This is a genomic window from Acinetobacter sp. ANC 4173, assembly GCF_004331255.1.
GTDB lineage: Bacteria > Pseudomonadota > Gammaproteobacteria > Pseudomonadales > Moraxellaceae > Acinetobacter.
On sequence record NZ_SJOF01000004.1, the window covers coordinates 240,826 to 256,929 of the forward strand.

The 16,104-nt window shown below is 41.4% G+C and carries 17 protein-coding genes; 14 read left to right on the forward strand and 3 right to left on the reverse strand.

The features are described 5' to 3' along the window. The first annotated feature begins 345 nt into the window (after positions 1–345). From E0H94_RS07440 to pal, 9 genes are all read left to right on the forward strand, one after another. Positions 346–1,179 carry an energy transducer TonB gene (locus E0H94_RS07440; protein ID WP_131325810.1) on the forward strand — a complete coding sequence of 278 codons (834 nt, stop codon included), beginning with the start codon at positions 346–348 and terminating at the stop codon, positions 1,177–1,179. Positions 1,180–1,210: 31 nt separating this feature from the next. Beyond that, entirely contained in the window at positions 1,211–1,945 is a 735-nt protein-coding gene (locus E0H94_RS07445; protein WP_131325811.1) for a MotA/TolQ/ExbB proton channel family protein, read from the forward strand. Next, the gene (locus E0H94_RS07450) at positions 1,946–2,350 is read left to right on the forward strand and encodes an ExbD/TolR family protein (protein WP_131325812.1); all 405 of its coding nucleotides are present in this window, start codon (positions 1,946–1,948) and stop codon (positions 2,348–2,350) included. It abuts the gene before it with no gap. Positions 2,351–2,782: 432 nt separating this feature from the next. Beyond that, positions 2,783–3,190 carry a tol-pal system-associated acyl-CoA thioesterase gene (ybgC, locus tag E0H94_RS07455; RefSeq protein ID WP_131325813.1) on the forward strand — a complete coding sequence of 136 codons (408 nt, stop codon included), beginning with the start codon at positions 2,783–2,785 and terminating at the stop codon, positions 3,188–3,190. A 23-nt stretch (positions 3,191–3,213) separates the two neighbouring features. Beyond that, complete coding sequence (gene tolQ / locus E0H94_RS07460) at positions 3,214–3,912, forward strand: protein TolQ (RefSeq protein WP_131325814.1); 699 nt, start codon at positions 3,214–3,216, stop codon at positions 3,910–3,912. Further along, positions 3,912–4,361: a protein TolR gene (gene tolR, locus E0H94_RS07465; RefSeq protein WP_131325815.1), complete on the forward strand. Its 450-nt coding sequence runs from the start codon at positions 3,912–3,914 to the stop codon at positions 4,359–4,361. The genes tolQ and tolR overlap by 1 nt, the downstream gene beginning before the upstream one ends. A gap of 1 nt (position 4,362) precedes the next feature. Continuing rightward, entirely contained in the window at positions 4,363–5,721 is a 1,359-nt protein-coding gene (locus E0H94_RS07470; protein ID WP_131325816.1) for a cell envelope integrity protein TolA, read from the forward strand. A gap of 159 nt (positions 5,722–5,880) precedes the next feature. Further along, on the forward strand, positions 5,881–7,161 hold the full coding sequence (gene tolB, locus E0H94_RS07475; protein ID WP_165495595.1) for a Tol-Pal system beta propeller repeat protein TolB: 1,281 nt from the start codon (positions 5,881–5,883) through the stop codon (positions 7,159–7,161). Positions 7,162–7,192: 31 nt separating this feature from the next. Next, positions 7,193–7,765, forward strand: coding sequence for a peptidoglycan-associated lipoprotein Pal (pal, locus tag E0H94_RS07480; protein ID WP_131325818.1), 573 nt, complete (start codon positions 7,193–7,195; stop codon positions 7,763–7,765). 54 nt (positions 7,766–7,819) lie between these two features. Here pal and E0H94_RS07485 read toward each other — a convergent pair whose 3' ends face one another. Then, complete coding sequence (locus E0H94_RS07485; RefSeq protein ID WP_131325819.1) at positions 7,820–8,011, reverse strand: NF038105 family protein; 192 nt, start codon at positions 8,009–8,011, stop codon at positions 7,820–7,822. Positions 8,012–8,193: 182 nt separating this feature from the next. Between E0H94_RS07485 and E0H94_RS07490 the strand changes: the two genes are divergently transcribed. From E0H94_RS07490 to E0H94_RS07510, 5 genes are all read left to right on the forward strand, one after another. Beyond that, entirely contained in the window at positions 8,194–9,168 is a 975-nt protein-coding gene (locus E0H94_RS07490) for a class 1 fructose-bisphosphatase (RefSeq protein ID WP_131325820.1), read from the forward strand. A 53-nt stretch (positions 9,169–9,221) separates the two neighbouring features. Next, a complete protein-coding gene (locus E0H94_RS07495) occupies positions 9,222–9,998 on the forward strand; it encodes a TrmH family RNA methyltransferase (RefSeq protein ID WP_116759334.1) in 777 nt (258 codons plus the stop codon). A gap of 157 nt (positions 9,999–10,155) precedes the next feature. After that, on the forward strand, positions 10,156–10,770 hold the full coding sequence (locus E0H94_RS07500) for an RNA polymerase sigma factor (RefSeq protein WP_131325855.1): 615 nt from the start codon (positions 10,156–10,158) through the stop codon (positions 10,768–10,770). Further along, positions 10,767–11,087 carry a hypothetical protein gene (locus E0H94_RS07505; protein ID WP_131263828.1) on the forward strand — a complete coding sequence of 107 codons (321 nt, stop codon included), beginning with the start codon at positions 10,767–10,769 and terminating at the stop codon, positions 11,085–11,087. The genes E0H94_RS07500 and E0H94_RS07505 overlap by 4 nt, the downstream gene beginning before the upstream one ends. Continuing rightward, a complete protein-coding gene (locus tag E0H94_RS07510; RefSeq protein WP_131325821.1) occupies positions 11,077–11,481 on the forward strand; it encodes a DUF3106 domain-containing protein in 405 nt (134 codons plus the stop codon). The genes E0H94_RS07505 and E0H94_RS07510 overlap by 11 nt, the downstream gene beginning before the upstream one ends. Positions 11,482–11,615: 134 nt before the next feature. Here E0H94_RS07510 and E0H94_RS07515 read toward each other — a convergent pair whose 3' ends face one another. Beyond that, complete coding sequence (locus E0H94_RS07515) at positions 11,616–14,027, reverse strand: CSLREA domain-containing protein (RefSeq protein WP_131325822.1); 2,412 nt, start codon at positions 14,025–14,027, stop codon at positions 11,616–11,618. A 15-nt stretch (positions 14,028–14,042) separates the two neighbouring features. Continuing rightward, positions 14,043–15,863 (reverse strand): rhombotarget A, encoded by a 1,821-nt coding sequence (gene rbtA, locus E0H94_RS07520; RefSeq protein WP_131325823.1) that lies wholly within the window; start codon positions 15,861–15,863, stop codon positions 14,043–14,045. Positions 15,864–16,104 lie beyond the last annotated feature (241 nt).

Sequence of the window (16,104 nt, forward strand, 5' to 3'; positions counted from 1 at the left end):
ATTTAAATTAACCCCATAACAAAAATTAAATACAAACTTAACCATAAGCAGATATCTCAAATATAAAATAAATTATCTATAATTATTCTAAGACACGATCTTTAATTATTCTTTTATCACTTTTTATCAAAATACTAATCTAAAAAAGTTCTTTTTCTATTTTAGAAAAATCACTCATTATATTTTCAATCTCTCATTTAGCTAAATTATTTCACGCATCTGTGAATTAATTAAAAACTTAGAATTGAAAGAATATTTCCTTATTCAAATTAAACCAATTTAATTAATGAAATAAAAAATATTCTGCAATACAAATTAAATCTTATTGAATGGTGCATTACTGATATGAGTGAAGTCAGTCGAAGTCCTTATAAAAAGGCAATTTTGTTTGAACAACTTCAAAATGTTCAGTCCAATGTATTTCATGCTGTAGATCCTTTTGTTGCCCATTTGGCAAGTCCGATCGCAGCAGAAAAACCTGTTCAAACCCATAAGATCTTTTGGGCGATTGGTGCTGTTCTGGCATTACATTACGGCATTTTTTATCTTGCAGAGCATCTTCCAACGCCGCCCTTAGTCGTGAAAAAACCCGAACCTATCGCGATTGTAATTGAAAAACCCAAGGAAGAGCCGCCTAAGGTGATTGAACCCAAACTCAAACAGGAAATACAAAAACCGATCATTCCACCTGTTTCCGCAAAGCCTCAGCCCGTACAAAAACCTGTGGTTGAAAAGCCCGCGCAAAAACCTGTAGCGCAGAAGCAGATTGAGCAGCCTCGACCTACTGCCAAATCAGTTGCTCAACCTGAACAGCGGGCTGAAGCAACAGAAAACGTTACACCGACCCCAAAAGTTGCTGAAGCTGTGAGTAAACCCGCGCAAGAAAACCTGCCTGTGACAGCAGCCAAAGGTTATGCCGGTTACCTGAGTAATCCTGCCCCCGAATACCCAGAAGTGGCGTTAGACCGTGGTTGGGAAGGTGTTGTGATGTTACGTGTAAAAGTCTCACCCACAGGCAATCCTTTGGAAATCAACCTGAAAAATAGCAGCGGCAAAAAAGCACTGGATGATGCAGCTGTAAAAACTGTGAAACGCTGGAAATTTTCACCTGCACTACGTGGCAACACGCCAGTAGAAGGTTGGGTCGATGTTCCGATTCACTTCAAATTACCCAATTAAACTGTAAAATTTTATCTTAGGAAAACTCGATATGTCTGATATTAATACGATTATTCATGATGCAACCATTTGGCTATTGATCGGTTTTTCGATCGTAACCTGGGTTTTAATTGTGGTGAAAGCCGTACAAACCTCAAAAGCCACTAAACAAAGTAAGCTGTTTGTCGACAACTTTTGGTCAGCCCAGAACTTGGCAGAGGCAATTAACCAGTCGGAAGATGCGCAGGGACCAACAGCACGTATTGCCCAAACTGGTTTTAAAACCTTGACTGAAGCCAATGAAAAAACCCATCAAGATTTACAACAAACATGGAGTCGTCAAGATTTGTTAGAACGTCACTTACGCAAGCAAATTCTTGCTGAACGTCGTCAACTCGAAAAAGGCTCAGCCGTTCTCGCATCGATTGGCAATAATGCTCCATTTATTGGTTTGTTTGGTACGGTATTTGGGATTATCCATGCCTTACAAGCAATTGCTCAATCAGGCAGTGCCAGCATGGATGTAGTTGCTGGTCCAATTGGTCAGGCACTGGTTGCAACAGGAATTGGTATTGCTGTGGCTGTGCCTGCTGTGCTTGCCTACAACTTTTTTGTCCGTAAAGTGAAAGGGATTGGTGCAGATTTAGATGATTTTGCAACAGACTTTGTCAGTCTCACTCAAAAAGTAGGTTTCCAACTACCAACCAAAATTCAAACTGCGCATGTTGCAGCAAAACCAGTGGCGACACATCAGTTGTCATCTCAAGAAAAGGAGGCTTTGGCTTAAATGGCGATTTCAACTTCTCAAGATGATGATGTCGTCAGTGACATCAACATTACCCCGCTCGTCGATGTGATGTTAGTATTATTGATCGTGTTCATCGTCACGGCGCCTTTACTAACCAATAGCGTAAAGGTCAACTTACCGAAAGCTGCGCCGACACAATCTACAGATCAAAACAAAGCACTGGTGATTAGTGTAAAACCGGATGGCACAATCTTTCTAGATAAAGATCCAATCAATCTCGAAAATTTTGAGCAAGAAATTACACAGCGTAAAAATGCCAATAGCAAGTTGGCATTAAACTTAAATGCCGATGAAACCGTCCCTTATGGCACGGTGGCAAAACTTTTAGCCAGTATAGAACGCGTTGGTGTGGAGAAACTTTCTGTTATCACAACCCCCCAATGATGCACGTGTCCATTGTCTAAAAAGACCTATTTCTTTGAATAGGTCTTTTTTATATAAAAATAAAATGCATAGGATTAAATCTCGAGTTCACACTATATTCAGCAGCTGGATATTCCTATTCACTGTTTACACTTCATTCCTGCGCCACTTCTCGTTCTCACTTTTAAACAACAATCAAATCCCCCTTCAACGATACTTTACAGCATAGATCTGCCTCAAATATACAATCGCAAAATGCCAGAATTGAATGTTTTTTAGTGCTCTAGTTTTCAGATTGAAAACTTGTGCCATTGGACGGTCATTTCAAACTGCTAAACTTCATGACATTACTTAGCCCATGACTTTACCCCATATACCTGCAATCATTTCAAGCAGCTTTGGACAAGCATCGGCTTCGCAACACAACATTAAATCTAGACATGGAACACAATCATGGCGAATAAATTCGAATTTCAAATTCGTGTATATATTGAAGACACTGACGCAGGCGGTATTGTCTATCATGCCAACCATATTCGCTTTATGGAACGTACCCGTACAGAATGGTTACGTGCCTCTGGTGTAGACCATTACTGGCACCAAAAAGATTACAACTTTGTGGTGCACAAAATTAATGTTAAATACATGCGTCCAATTCTGATGGATGACCTCATTACTGTTACAGCAAGTGTAGTTTCGTGTAAAGCTACGTCTTTTGTATTGCAACAAAATATTTATCGTGGTGAAATCTTGTTGGCTTCTGGCGAAGTCGAATTAGCATGTATTAGTGCAGAAATGAAACCTCGTCGTTTGCCAGATGTCATTCACGATCTAATTCGTAAAGAGTTAGAACAAATCTAAGAAAACTCGGCTCCTGTGTAACTATGGCAAATCAATTAGACTCCACACTTCACGTTTCAGACCTCATTTTACAAGCAAGTCCTGTCGTACAACTGGTGATGCTTTTACTTTTATTTGCATCACTTTACAGTTGGTTTTTGATTGCCAAGTTACATCAGAGCTATAAAAAAGCCCAAGCAGATGATGAACATTTCCAAAAAATCTTCTGGTCGGGTGCCGAACTCAATACCCTTTATAACAATGCCCAACTCAACTCTAAACGTGTCGGGCTAGAAGACATTTTCTATCAAGGTTTAGGTGAATACCTCAAACTTAAAAAACGTCATGCCGAAACGCAACAAACCATCGAAGGCACTGAGCGTATTTTGCGTGTTGGCTTAAGTCGTGACCAAGGTGGCTTAGAACAAGGCTTAGGTGCTTTAGCCAGTATTGGTTCAGTCGCGCCTTATGTCGGTTTATTTGGAACAGTTTGGGGCATTATGAATGCCTTTATTGGTCTGGCAGATGTCGATCAAGTGACCTTGGCGACTGTTGCACCTGGTATTGCGGAAGCTTTGATTGCAACTGCTATTGGTTTATTTGCAGCGATTCCAGCCGTACTCGCATTTAACCATTTCACCGCAAAAGGTGAAGCAGTCTATTCAGATCGTGCATTATTCGCAGAAGAAATGGTGGCGCTATTACAACGTCAATCGGTAGGTTCTGTCCAGGAAAATGACTGATGGCGATTCAACGTTCAGGACGCTTTGAGCGTATAAAAAAGCCCTTAAAAAGTGACATGAATGTCGTACCCTACATTGACGTGATGTTGGTACTATTAGTGATCTTTATGGTTACAGCACCAATGATCACCAGTGGCATTAAAGTCGATTTACCGCAAGCCAATGGCGCTCCACTGCAATCAGAAGATGCCCCTTCCATTGTTTCTTTAAAAGCAGATGGAACATACTTCTTAGAGCAAAAAGGTCAAACCACTGGACCACTTGCACTGACAGAACTCACTCAACTATTAGTCGAGGCGCAAGCGCAAGCTCAACAAAATAATAAAAAACTCAATGTTGTGATCAATGGTCATCAAACTCGTCCATATGGAGAAGTGATGGCGTTAATGTCAAGCCTTCAAGATGCAGGCTTAACCCAAGTTGGCTTACTGACCGAACCTTTAAAGTAATATGAAGAATTTTCAAAAGCCTCCTTTCAAACAAAACGCAATTGCACTGGGTTTTACCTTCGGGGTACATGTACTTGCGGTTGTGGGCTTGCTTTATTTAGGGATGAGTAAGCCACCTAAACCTCCCGAGCAAATCAAAACCATTTTGATCAAACCGCAAGATTTACAACCTACGCCACGCGAAGAAACTGAATTTTCAGAAACTGCGCATGAAAACATTGCCCCTGAAATTACGCAAACTGCTGAACCGAGTGTAGAGCCTGCCCCTGTCATTCCTGTTGCGCCTCCAAAGGCCAACACTACCGAGCAACAGGCAGCACGTTTAGCTCAGGAAAAAGCCAAAGCAGAAACGAATGCTGCCGCTAAGGCACAGGCGGATGCTGCTGCGAAAGCCAAAGCGCAAGCAGATGCTGCTGCGAAAGCCAAAGCGCAAGCAGATGCTGCTGCGAAAGCCAAAGCGCAAGCAGATGCTGCTGCGAAAGCCAAAACTCAGGCGGATGCTGCTGCAAAAGCTAAGGCACAGGCGGATGCTGCTGCAAAAGCCAAAGCTCAGGCGGATGCTGCTGCAAAAGCTAAAGCGCAAGCAGATGCTGCTGCAAAAGCCAAAGCGCAAGCAGATGCTGCTGCAAAAGCCAAAGCTCAGGCGGATGCTGCTGCAAAAGCCAAAGCTCAGGCGGATGCTGCTGCGAAAGCTAAAGTGCAAGCAGATGCTGCTGCGAAAGCCAAAGCTCAGGCAGATGCTACTGCAAAAGCTAAAGCTCGGGCGGATGCCGCTGCAAAAGCTAAAGTGCAAGCAGATGCTGCTGCAAAAGCCAAAGCTCAGGCAGATGCTGCCGCGAAAGCCAAAACTCAGGCGGATGCTACTGCAAAAGCCAAAGCGCAAGCAGATGCTGCTGCAAAAGCCAAAGCGCAGGCAGATGCTACCGCGAAAGCCAAAGCTCAGGCAGACGCTGCTGCAAAAGCTAAAGCAAATGCTGCTGCCAAAGCACAAGCCGATGCGGATGCAAAAGAGCGCGCTGAAGCAGAAGCTAAAGCCTCTGCTGCTAAGAAAGCGGCGGAAGAAGCTGCCAATAAAAAAGCTGAAGCAAAACGTATTGCCTCTACGGCAAAACGAGACTTTGAAAACAAAGTGAAACGTGCGTGGAATCCACCTGCGAGCGCATCGGGTCAAAAAGCCAGTGCTCGAGTCACCTTAAGCGAAAGTGGTGCAGTTTTATCAGTCGTCGTCAATTCAAGCGACCCAGATATGAAAGCAAGTGTCGAAGCCGCAGTTCGTGCAGCAGCACCTTATCCAATGCCTTCAGACCCTGATGCACGGCGTGAAGCGCGCACATTTACCTCATCTTTCACTGCTCAATAATCACAATCGCCATGCCAAAAGTATGGCGATTAAGTATTTTCACAGTGTTATAACAGTTTAGCCATAATGTAATGCTTTAAATCATGCAAATTCATGCCATTATGTTAGGCAATCTCACACAACCCACAAAAATTGACGTTTTAGAGTATACAGCGAATGATGGAAAATACGCGTAAACATCTACTTGGTTTAGCAATCATGACAGCATTTCTACCTGTCATTGCACAAACTGCCCATGCTCAACTTCATTTAGAAATTGCAAAGGCACCAGAGCAAGCTCCCAAAATTGCGATTATTCCATTTAGTAATGATCAAACCATTTATTCTATTGTTGAAAATGACCTGAATCGTTCAGGAAAATTTAGCAGTGCATCACAAAACTTACCTGCAAGCGCGAGCATGAATAATCCTAATGCTGCTTGGCAGACCGCTGGCGTTCCTTATGTTGTCACAGGGGAAATTAAACAAAATGCTGCGGGAAGTTATGAAGTTCATTACCAACTTTATGATGTTGAAAAAAAACAATATCTGCTAAACGAATTATTGACCGTACCCACTTCACGTGTACGTCAAGCCGCACACATGATCAGCGATGCCATTTATCAAGCATTAACAGGCATTCAAGGAGATTTTAGCGGACGTATTGCCTATGTACTCCGTAATCCTGCAACACCTGAGCAGCGCTATACTTTACAGATTGCAGATACTGATGGTGAACAGCCTAAAACTATTCTCACCTCACGTGATCCAATCTTGTCTCCTGCGTGGACACCCGATGCCCAAAAAATTGCTTATGTATCATTTGAAAGCAAACGTCCAGCGATTTATGTGCAAGATTTAGCCACAGGTCAACGCGAAAAACTGGCAAGCTTCCGTGGCTTAAATGGCGCACCGAGCTTCTCTCCAGATGGCAAATCGATGCTATTTACTGCGTCTATGCATGGTAATCCAGAAATTTACCAAATGGATTTAAATACACGTCAGTTACAACGCATGACCAATGACGGTGCCATTGATACCGAAGCACGCTATGCTCCCGATGGCAAATCCTTTATTTTCACTTCAGACCGTGGTGGATCACCACAAATTTACCGTTACAGCTTCGCGGATGGCGGTAGCAAGCGCCTTACCTTCCGTGGCGCATTCAATGCTCGCGGTACTTTAAGTGCTGATGGTAAAAAAGTCGCTTTAGTACATCGCCCTAGTGGTAGCAGTTATAAAGTCGCAATTCAGGATATTAATTCAGGAATTACCAATATTTTGACCCCAACCAGTTTGGACGAATCCCCAAGCTTCTCGCCAAATGGTCAAATGGTGGTTTATGCCACTCGTGAAGATAACCGTGGCTTACTCTCTATTATGTCAGTCGATGGTCGTTTCCGTATGAATTTACCAAGTGAACAAGGTGAAGTTCGTGAACCTGCTTGGGCACCTAAATAATTTTTAAAAATCAATCTTTATGGAGATGAAGATGAACACGCTTAAATTGTTAGTTTTACCTGTTTTGGCTTCAGCCCTGATTATGACTGGATGTGCCAGCCGTAAACCTGCAGCCGAAATTCAAACCGGTCAAACACCAAGTTCCGCCGGTACAACAGTCAGCACTGAAGGATTAAGTGAAGATGCTGCGTTAAATGCACAAAATCTTGCCGGGGCATCTTCAAAAGGGGTTACGGCTGCAAACAAAGCATTTCTAGCGAAACGTGTGGTGCATTTTGACTACGACAGCAGTGATCTTTCAAATGACGACTATCAAACATTGCAAGCCCACGCACAATTCCTCGTGGCGAATGCAAACTCTAAAGTGGCATTAACAGGTCACACGGACGAACGCGGTACGCGTGAATACAATATGGCACTGGGTGAGCGTCGTGCCAAAGCTGTAGAAAGCTTCTTAATCACGAATGGTGTAAACCCGACTCAATTAGAAGCAGTCAGCTATGGTAAAGAAATGCCAATCAATGCGGGGCATGATGAAAATGCATGGAAAGAAAACCGCCGTGTAGAACTGAACTACGAAGCAGTACCACCTTTATTAAAATAAGAAGGTTTACAGACATAAAAAAAGCGCTTTAGAATTAAAGCGCTTTTTTATGTGTTAAGCAGGTTTGTGCTCATCTTCTTCATGCTCATGCTGCATGGATTCAATGAGGTCATGCTTATTGAAATTCTTATATTCAGGCTTGGCTTCATATTCTTTCCAAGCTTCTTTCACCTTTTCAGGACTAATATCATCTAAACTAATGCCTTCATTTTGCGTTGGCATGGCATCAAACTTTTGTGTAGTCATTCTGCTGCTCCTCAATTCTTCTTCATCCTTCCCATCAACATAGCATTATCCTTAAAAGTTGCAAGGGCAAAATCAAGCCAAATAATCGAGTTTAATTTTTCTTTTGTGACATTCTCATCTAAAATAGCGGTCTAAATTTTTTTTGCTCAATTTGATTGGTTTTCACTCGGAGTTTTCCTGCCATGGCATACCTCACCCTTTCCCAATTCTTAGAACAACAAACTGGGAATCTTACACCTGAACTTGCAAAAGTCATTGATACTATTGCAAATACGTGTAAAACCATTGACCAAGCTTTACAAAAAGGCGCGCTTGCTGGGGTATTGGGCAGTGCTGAAAATGAAAATGTACAAGGTGAAGAGCAGAAAAAACTGGATGTGATTTCAAATGACTATTTAATTGACGCATTAAAAATTCATCCACATGTGGGTGGTTTAGCATCGGAAGAATTAGATGACTTTACTCCTGCCCAAGAAAATGGTGAATATTTAGTGTTATTTGATCCACTCGATGGTTCAAGCAACATCGACATTAACATGTGCGTAGGTACAATTTTCTCAATTCTTTCAGCGAAAAATGCGGTGACTCAGTCAGCAGATTTCATGCAAGCAGGCACTCAACAAGTTGCTGCGGGTTATGTGCTTTATGGCCCATCAACCATGTTGGCATTAACAGTCGGTGCGGGTACAGTATTCTTTACCTTTGACCCAGAAACTCAACAATTTTTACTCACCTCTGAAAACATTCAAGTGGCAGCAGATACCAAAGAATATGCTATTAACTCATCAAACCAACGTCACTGGGAAAACCCAGTAAAACGTTATATTGAAGAACTCCTCGCAGGTAAAACAGGTCCACGTGAGAAAGACTTCAACATGCGTTGGGTTGCATGTATGGTGGGTGACATTCACCGTATTCTTTGCCGTAGCGGTATTTTCATGTATCCATACGACCTTAAAGATCCGAAAAAAGCAGGTCGCCTGCGTTTAATGTATGAAGCAAACCCGATGAGTATGCTGATTGAACAAGCTGGCGGTGCTTCTACAACGGGTCGCGTTCGTATTCTTGAGATTCAACCGACTGACCTACACCAACGTGTCCCTGTGATTATTGGTTCTAAAAACGAAGTCAATTTAGTGACTGGCTACCACAACTAATTTTTTTTAAATGCGCATAGCCATCTGACGTGTTATGCGCATGAGTCTCCTCCATGTCCATTATTTTCCTTGAATCAAAAGACAACCCAAAGATTAAGCATCTCCGTGGTTTAATAGAGCAAAGTAGCTACCGTAAAAAGCAAGGTCAAACCGTGCTTGAAGGGACACACTTAGGCTTAGCCTGGGTTGAAAAAAAGAAGAAACTCAATTCTATTTTCACCACTGAAAATGCACTTGAACACCCGGATATTTGCGATATTTTAGATGAATATGAAGGCGCTGTTTTTGTCATTGCTGAAAGCCTATATCGTGACTTAAGCACATTGGGGACCACTTTGCCATTCTTGGCAGTTGTAGACTTACCAAGTTCAAGCCAAAGTGTAGACTTTAGCTTGGATACCTTGATTTTGGAAAACATTCAAGATCCAGGCAATGTAGGCACACTACTCCGCTCTGCTGCTGCGGCTGGTATCAAACAAGTTATTTGTACCAAAGGTTCTGCAGCACTCTGGTCACCACGTGTATTACGTGCAGGCATGGGTGCACACTTTTCACTCAACACCTATGAAAACGTAGCCATCGAAGATGTACTCGACCGCTTTGAAATTCCAGTTTATGTGACCAGTTCGCACCAAGCTGAAAGTTTATATCAAAAAGATTTAACACAAGCTTGTGTCTGGATCTTAGGTAATGAAGGCCAAGGGGTTTCTGACTTTGCTTTAGCACATGCTCAAGCACTGAGCATTCCACAGCCAGGTGGTCAAGAATCACTCAATGTCGCTATTGCGGGTTCCATTTGCTTTTTTGAAATGGTACGCCAACGCATCTAATACACTTTTATTTTAAATTGTCTCGTCCAATTTCAAAAATAGATTACACTTGAAAAAATAATAACGGATATTGTCAACCAAACCATTATTTCCAACGTTATTAAGGATATGTATTGGAAATAATGGTGATAATCCAATGACAGGGTTTTCCATCTCTATGGATTTAGCGCCGAAACAGTCTCAGTCCGAAAATTTAAGTGCTTTAAAAAGTACGGCTGAACAACGTCTGAAGAATTTTATGCAAGACGTAACTGGACGCGCACTCGTAATGATGGAAAATGCAACGCAAGGACAACAAGGCATCGCAATGGATCTGGTCCAAGAAGCCTTTATTTCTTTGCATAAATCCTATTCAGAGAAGTCGACTGAAGAATGGTATCCCCTGTTTTACACCATTTTAAATAACAAACTGCAAGATTGGCGTCGTAAAGAAGCTCGTCGCGCTCAGCCTTTTTCATTGTTTAAAAAGGTGAGTCTAGATGAAGATGATCTTGAAATTCAGGATGTTATTGATGAAACAACTCCTAGCCCACTTGAGTTTCTGGATCAGGCAGTCACTATTGAAGAAATTCAAGCTGCGATTCGCCAACTGCCAGTTCGTCAACAGCAAGCGTTTATGCTGCGGGCTTGGGAAGGATTTGACACGCAAACGACTGCTCAAATTATGAATTGTAGTGAAGGTAGTGTAAAAACACATTATCATCGCGCGATTCAAGGTTTGCGATCTGCATTATCGCATTTGAATCCATATTCGGGAGGGTCATCTGAATGAAACAAGATGATTTCTTAAAACAAGTCACTTCCAAACTTGATGGTCTTGCTCAGCAACATAAGGCAAAACCTGTCGTGATGAATCATGTACTGGATCATATTCAGCAGCAAAAATCATCGCGCTTTGCCTATTTCAAAATGACTGGGTTTGCTTTAGCCGCAGCAATTGCAGGAATTGTGGTTTTACCCAATGCTGTCGATATGTCTGCAAAACCACAAAATCAAGTTGTTGTAACACCAAAACTCTCTCCGCAAATGGTTGAGGATTTGGAAATGTTAATGGTTTTAGGTGAGGACAAAGTTCCACATGGCAGCTAGACAGTTAGCTTTTGCTTTTTGTGCACTCGGCTTCTTGCAAACAAGTTTTGCAGGTTTTGAACGTTTTTGGATTTTTTCTAAAGATGCCAATACACAAGTAGCCGAAACATGGGAAACACTTTCCGAGCAAGAACAGCGTGCATTAATCAAACGCTATCAATCGCTTAAAGAAATTCCAGACGAACAAAGTAGCAGCTTACAACAGCGTATGGACTGGTTCACGCAATTACCTGAACAAGAGAAACAGAAAATGCGTGAAACTTGGCAGCAAATGAGCAGTCAAGAACGTAATGATTTGCGTGCACGTATGCAAAAAGCAACACCAGAAGAACGGATTAGCATACGTGAAGAGTATATGAACAAATACCTACATCACAGCACTGAACAGCAATAACAACAGCTTATACCGATAACAATTGCCATATAAAAAGCCAATCTATAATAAATAAGATTGACTTTTTATATTTCTATTTCGCCTTTAAACATTAACCTCATCGTTACTCAATGAAGTTAATGTTTCCGCTTTGCTTAATGCTGTTTTGTTTGGCTATGACTGCGATACAAACCTAAGCCCAACAAACCCAATAAACTCCACCACCCAATTGAACCACCACCACCTGACGTTACAGTATTCTTAGCCGTGTTATTTAAATAAATTTTTGCTCGATTTGAAGCCAAACCTTCGGCATCAAATACGCTATATTCCATAATCTGGTCGAATGGGCTGTAATTATTTTTTATCTGCACCACCAAATCGCTCGAATAACAAGTATCTCGCATTGCACTTCCAGGACAAGGCCCATTCGGAACTGACGGGTCGACCATCATAGCGCTGGGTAAACTATCCAAGCGAATTGCCAACTCCTGACCTGCTTCATTATGATAAAAGTCGGCTTTGTTCAGTCCAGAAATACTACCTTTGGGACCATCATCATCGAAATCATTTTCAAGTGGATGCAACGAAATTTTCTGGTTAGATCCATATTGCAAGCGATAAATATCCTCTTTTGCAATTGGGGAAATATTGGTAAAATTCGCGCTTAATAAGCCTGATGTTGTTTTAGTGACATCTGTTTTCGAGGTGATGCTGTAAGTACATAAAGCATTCTCCCCAATGGTAGAAATACTATCATCTAGGCGATAAAACATGATTCGTTTAAGTTCTGGTACCCATTCACATTTTAACTTCGGATCTTGATCACCAATAAATTGGAAGTTACTGCCTTCACCAGAATAATGCCCCACACCTAAAACTTGGGTATTAATCGTATAGTTCTCTGCATTCAATGCCTGAACCTGTGATTCATTATTCACCCATTGTTCATCAGGTAATGCGAGTGCAAACGGGTCAATATAAATCGCACGATACTGAGCATATTTTTCAGTATTGCTCTTCAAGTCTTTAAAAGCAGTCAACTCAGCTTGATATTGCGTCAAATATTTCGCATCCGTCGATTTATCATCTATACGTGCTTGATATAAATCAATCGCCCGCTGATAGTCATCGATCATTTGTGAATAGGACAAATTCTTTAAATTAATAATATCTGCCGCAGTTAAGCGCATCAGTTCAACCGAGCCAATATCACAGGTATTTTTCATACTCGGATTAAGAATCAGCGTTGCATCCGTAATACGACTAAATCCGCGTTGGTCAACATCACTGCACCCAATCGCATTCAGATTCACCAGATCATTCGCGGTCTGATTATCTCTTGGATAGTACAGCGGTAGATATTCTGTATTGGCATTTGGTCCTGTATGCGCAGTCAGTAATGTTGCCATCGAAATATTACTGACATCAATATTGGTATTGGTTCCTGAAACATTACTTTCATAAGCTATTTTCGGCAGATTGCATTGCCCTGTCACAGCAGCCAATTGAAGGGCGTTATTCATTGCCACCATATTGAGTTTGGCATCGGTCACATTCCCGTTATTCAATGCATAACGACATGACTGCCCCGAATTATAAGCCAACACATTAAACGAAATATTTTTACTGCCCAATTGGTCATAAAGCAACGTACTGGCTGCATTATTCTCAACAATCGTATTACTGAGTAGTATCAGCGTGCTATTTTCACTTAAATTTGCTTGTGCAGCATTAGATGAGACATTTTTAATAATTGCCCCTGTACTGCTATTCGCCTGATTTTTAGCAATGGTATTGGTTTGCAGTAAAGTCGATGCTTCACCACAAAGATCCAACATACTCTGATTATTTGCCGCGCCATTGGCTACAAGACTACTGTTTTGAATGGAAATGGTCGGCTTCGTGAACAATAAGTTGTTTTGGCAGGTCATCGCCAGAACGCTGCCCTGTCCTGCTTGGTTAGCTTGTATTAAACCATGATCAATAGTCAACGCGATGTTGCCATCAAGGTAAATTGCACCACCTTGTGCCGCACGTGAGTTGATAATGGCAACATTGGACAAATTAATATCCGCACCCGCATAAATAGCCCCGCCTAATCCGGTACTTACTGCATTTGCCAACGTTAAGTTTTTAAATGAAACCCCATATTTCGATAAAGAACTATTCAATATGCGCGTTTGATTTTCGCCACTGATGGTTGTTTTAATCGCTGTCGTAGCAGGATACGTATTGGTTAATACATGCTTTTTGGAATAATCAAGCGGCTCAGCACCATAAATCTCTATCACCGATAGCGGGACCAATTCACGCTTCAGTGTATACGTTCCCTCATTTAACTGAATCCGATCTTTTTGCCCTAGACGCGTATCACCTGCATTACATCCACCAAACGCTTTATTATCGGCTGCCGTTTTAATGGCTTCGCGTAAAGAACATTGATTTAAGTTGTCACCATCTTCATCATCAAACGTAGTGACATGAATAAATGTATCTTCTGCTGCCATCAATGACATCGCAGAAAGTACCATTAATGTCAGTAAACCTTTTTTATAATTTTTCACGGTCAATTCCCTTGCCTATTTCTTGTAACGACGTAATCCAATCAGTACCAATAAGCCAAATAAGCTGAATACCCCTGCACTGCCACCGGAAGTTTTCACTTTACTGCTTTCCATTTGTTCAGCTGGTGCCTGAGTGACTTGCACTTTGATCTCTAAATAAGGGTTTTGAGAATCGTTGAATCGTGTAGTTGTCGTGACTAAGCGAATCTTGAAAATATCAGCACCATGCCAGTTTCCATTCGGCTTATACTGAATGTTTCCTTCCTCATCTATGGTTAAAGTCCCTTTAGGCTGAGTAATTGTTGGAACGACCTGTAAGCATCCATCTTGCCAAGCACCACCCGCTGGATTCGCACCCAATAAGGCTTCACATTGATCTTTCGGTAAAAGCTCTCCATCACCCAATAAATCAGCAACCGACATTTTCGCAACTTCACCGTAATTGATATCATCCCCGATTAACGCGATTGTTGTTGGAAATACCAACTCAATAGCACCACGGTCACACAGGACATTATTTGAATCACGTACCTGCCCACGCTGATCACTTGATTCACATTCGACCCGTGCAGTGTCAGAACCTGTAGATTGTTTACCCTTATTAACGATTAAAGAATCACTCAAGTTTTGATAAGACACCAATAAACGTGGCTTAAAGTAACCTAGAAAATCACTCGTTCCCTGATTAAATGGACAGACTAAACTTTGTCGATCTAAATTTGCACTGCTACATTTTCCTTCAATTGTACTGCCTGCAACCAAAGCCGTTTGGGTCAAAATATCATTCGGATACTCGGCTAATCCTTGTCCACACATCGCAGAAACTAAATTATTCTGTAAAACACTCTGATCACCCGACTCAAATTTACAATCCTGCTGATTCGTAATCGGATACGGATTCCCCACCAAAATACTATTTGCCAGAAAAGCTTTACCCTCAGGAGCGACAAATTGGATACCTTGGGCATTCCCAATCATGGTCAGGTTATTTAAGCCAATACCATCACGTAAATTCAGCAAGTAACCTTTATTCTGTAGAAAAGTACTGTTCTTAATAAAATTGGCAACATTTAATATCGAGGTTGGTAACTGATTGGTATTGAATAATAACGATGAGTAAATACCTGCCGATGTGGTACTTGCTGTCTCATTATTTCGAATAACACTATTGAGAATTTTATAGGCGGGACGCTGGGTAAATAAAACGGCACCTTCATTCGCATAGTTTTTCTCAAACAAACTATTCTGAATGACAACTAAACTGTCTGTCGTATTCTCTATTGTTGAATTACCAACGTTATAAATTGCCCCGCCTTGGGCAGCATATCCCCCAGATAATGTGGCATAACTTAATTGTAAATATTCATTGTTGTAAATCAGTCCACCTTGTTGAGCACATTGAACCTGACCACACCCTTGTAGACTGATTTCATACAGCACGACACTCAGTAGCTTCTCTTGTGAACCATCATCAATACGTAGAATATTGTCTTTCGCCTGCATTTGTAGCACGGCATTATTTTTACCTAAAACAGGCGTCTCATTAAAATCAACGTCATAATTGGTTTTAATGGTTAATTCACGTTGAATGTTTAAGTGTGAATTGAGTTTATAAACTTTCTGCTTTTCTAATAAAATAACAGGACTTGTATCTTCCCCACCACAGCCCAAATATCCTTCTTTAGGCATATCTTGATTGATGTAGTGCACCGCCTCCCGCAATGAACATTCTTTATCATCGTTAACAACATCTTCAGTGGTGGTGACACTAATATTTGCACTATAAGTATGCCCCGCTAGACATAACATTCCCACACCAATGCTCTGCTTGAGCATACATCTCTCCTTAATTTTTAATTTTCTTGTTTTTCTAGATTGCATCGTCTAAACAATTTCAATGCAATCTGGTTGCAGTCCTTTGCTGTACAGCCTAAAAGATGCCAATACAAATAAAATTGACTAAACTGCCAAATTCTTTGGGCATTAAAGCAACACAGCACAATCGCACTGTATGTTTTCTGGGCTAAGATAAGATTTGAATGGAATTGGACACACTGAGACTTCATGCTGATTTGCA

Coding starts and splice junctions, on each gene's coding strand:
- tolQ (WP_131325814.1), top strand. CDS start 3,214: ATGGCAAATCAATTAGACTCCACACTTCACGTTTCAGACCTCATTTTA.
- rbtA (WP_131325823.1), bottom strand. CDS start 15,863: ATGCTCAAGCAGAGCATTGGTGTGGGAATGTTATGTCTAGCGGGGCAT.
- tolB (WP_165495595.1), top strand. CDS start 5,881: ATGGAAAATACGCGTAAACATCTACTTGGTTTAGCAATCATGACAGCA.
- E0H94_RS07450 (WP_131325812.1), top strand. CDS start 1,946: ATGGCGATTTCAACTTCTCAAGATGATGATGTCGTCAGTGACATCAAC.
- ybgC (WP_131325813.1), top strand. CDS start 2,783: ATGGCGAATAAATTCGAATTTCAAATTCGTGTATATATTGAAGACACT.
- E0H94_RS07505 (WP_131263828.1), top strand. CDS start 10,767: ATGAAACAAGATGATTTCTTAAAACAAGTCACTTCCAAACTTGATGGT.
- E0H94_RS07495 (WP_116759334.1), top strand. CDS start 9,222: ATGTCCATTATTTTCCTTGAATCAAAAGACAACCCAAAGATTAAGCAT.
- E0H94_RS07440 (WP_131325810.1), top strand. CDS start 346: ATGAGTGAAGTCAGTCGAAGTCCTTATAAAAAGGCAATTTTGTTTGAA.
- E0H94_RS07490 (WP_131325820.1), top strand. CDS start 8,194: ATGGCATACCTCACCCTTTCCCAATTCTTAGAACAACAAACTGGGAAT.
- E0H94_RS07470 (WP_131325816.1), top strand. CDS start 4,363: ATGAAGAATTTTCAAAAGCCTCCTTTCAAACAAAACGCAATTGCACTG.
- pal (WP_131325818.1), top strand. CDS start 7,193: ATGAACACGCTTAAATTGTTAGTTTTACCTGTTTTGGCTTCAGCCCTG.
- tolR (WP_131325815.1), top strand. CDS start 3,912: ATGGCGATTCAACGTTCAGGACGCTTTGAGCGTATAAAAAAGCCCTTA.
- E0H94_RS07500 (WP_131325855.1), top strand. CDS start 10,156: ATGGATTTAGCGCCGAAACAGTCTCAGTCCGAAAATTTAAGTGCTTTA.
- E0H94_RS07445 (WP_131325811.1), top strand. CDS start 1,211: ATGTCTGATATTAATACGATTATTCATGATGCAACCATTTGGCTATTG.
- E0H94_RS07510 (WP_131325821.1), top strand. CDS start 11,077: ATGGCAGCTAGACAGTTAGCTTTTGCTTTTTGTGCACTCGGCTTCTTG.
- E0H94_RS07485 (WP_131325819.1), bottom strand. CDS start 8,011: ATGACTACACAAAAGTTTGATGCCATGCCAACGCAAAATGAAGGCATT.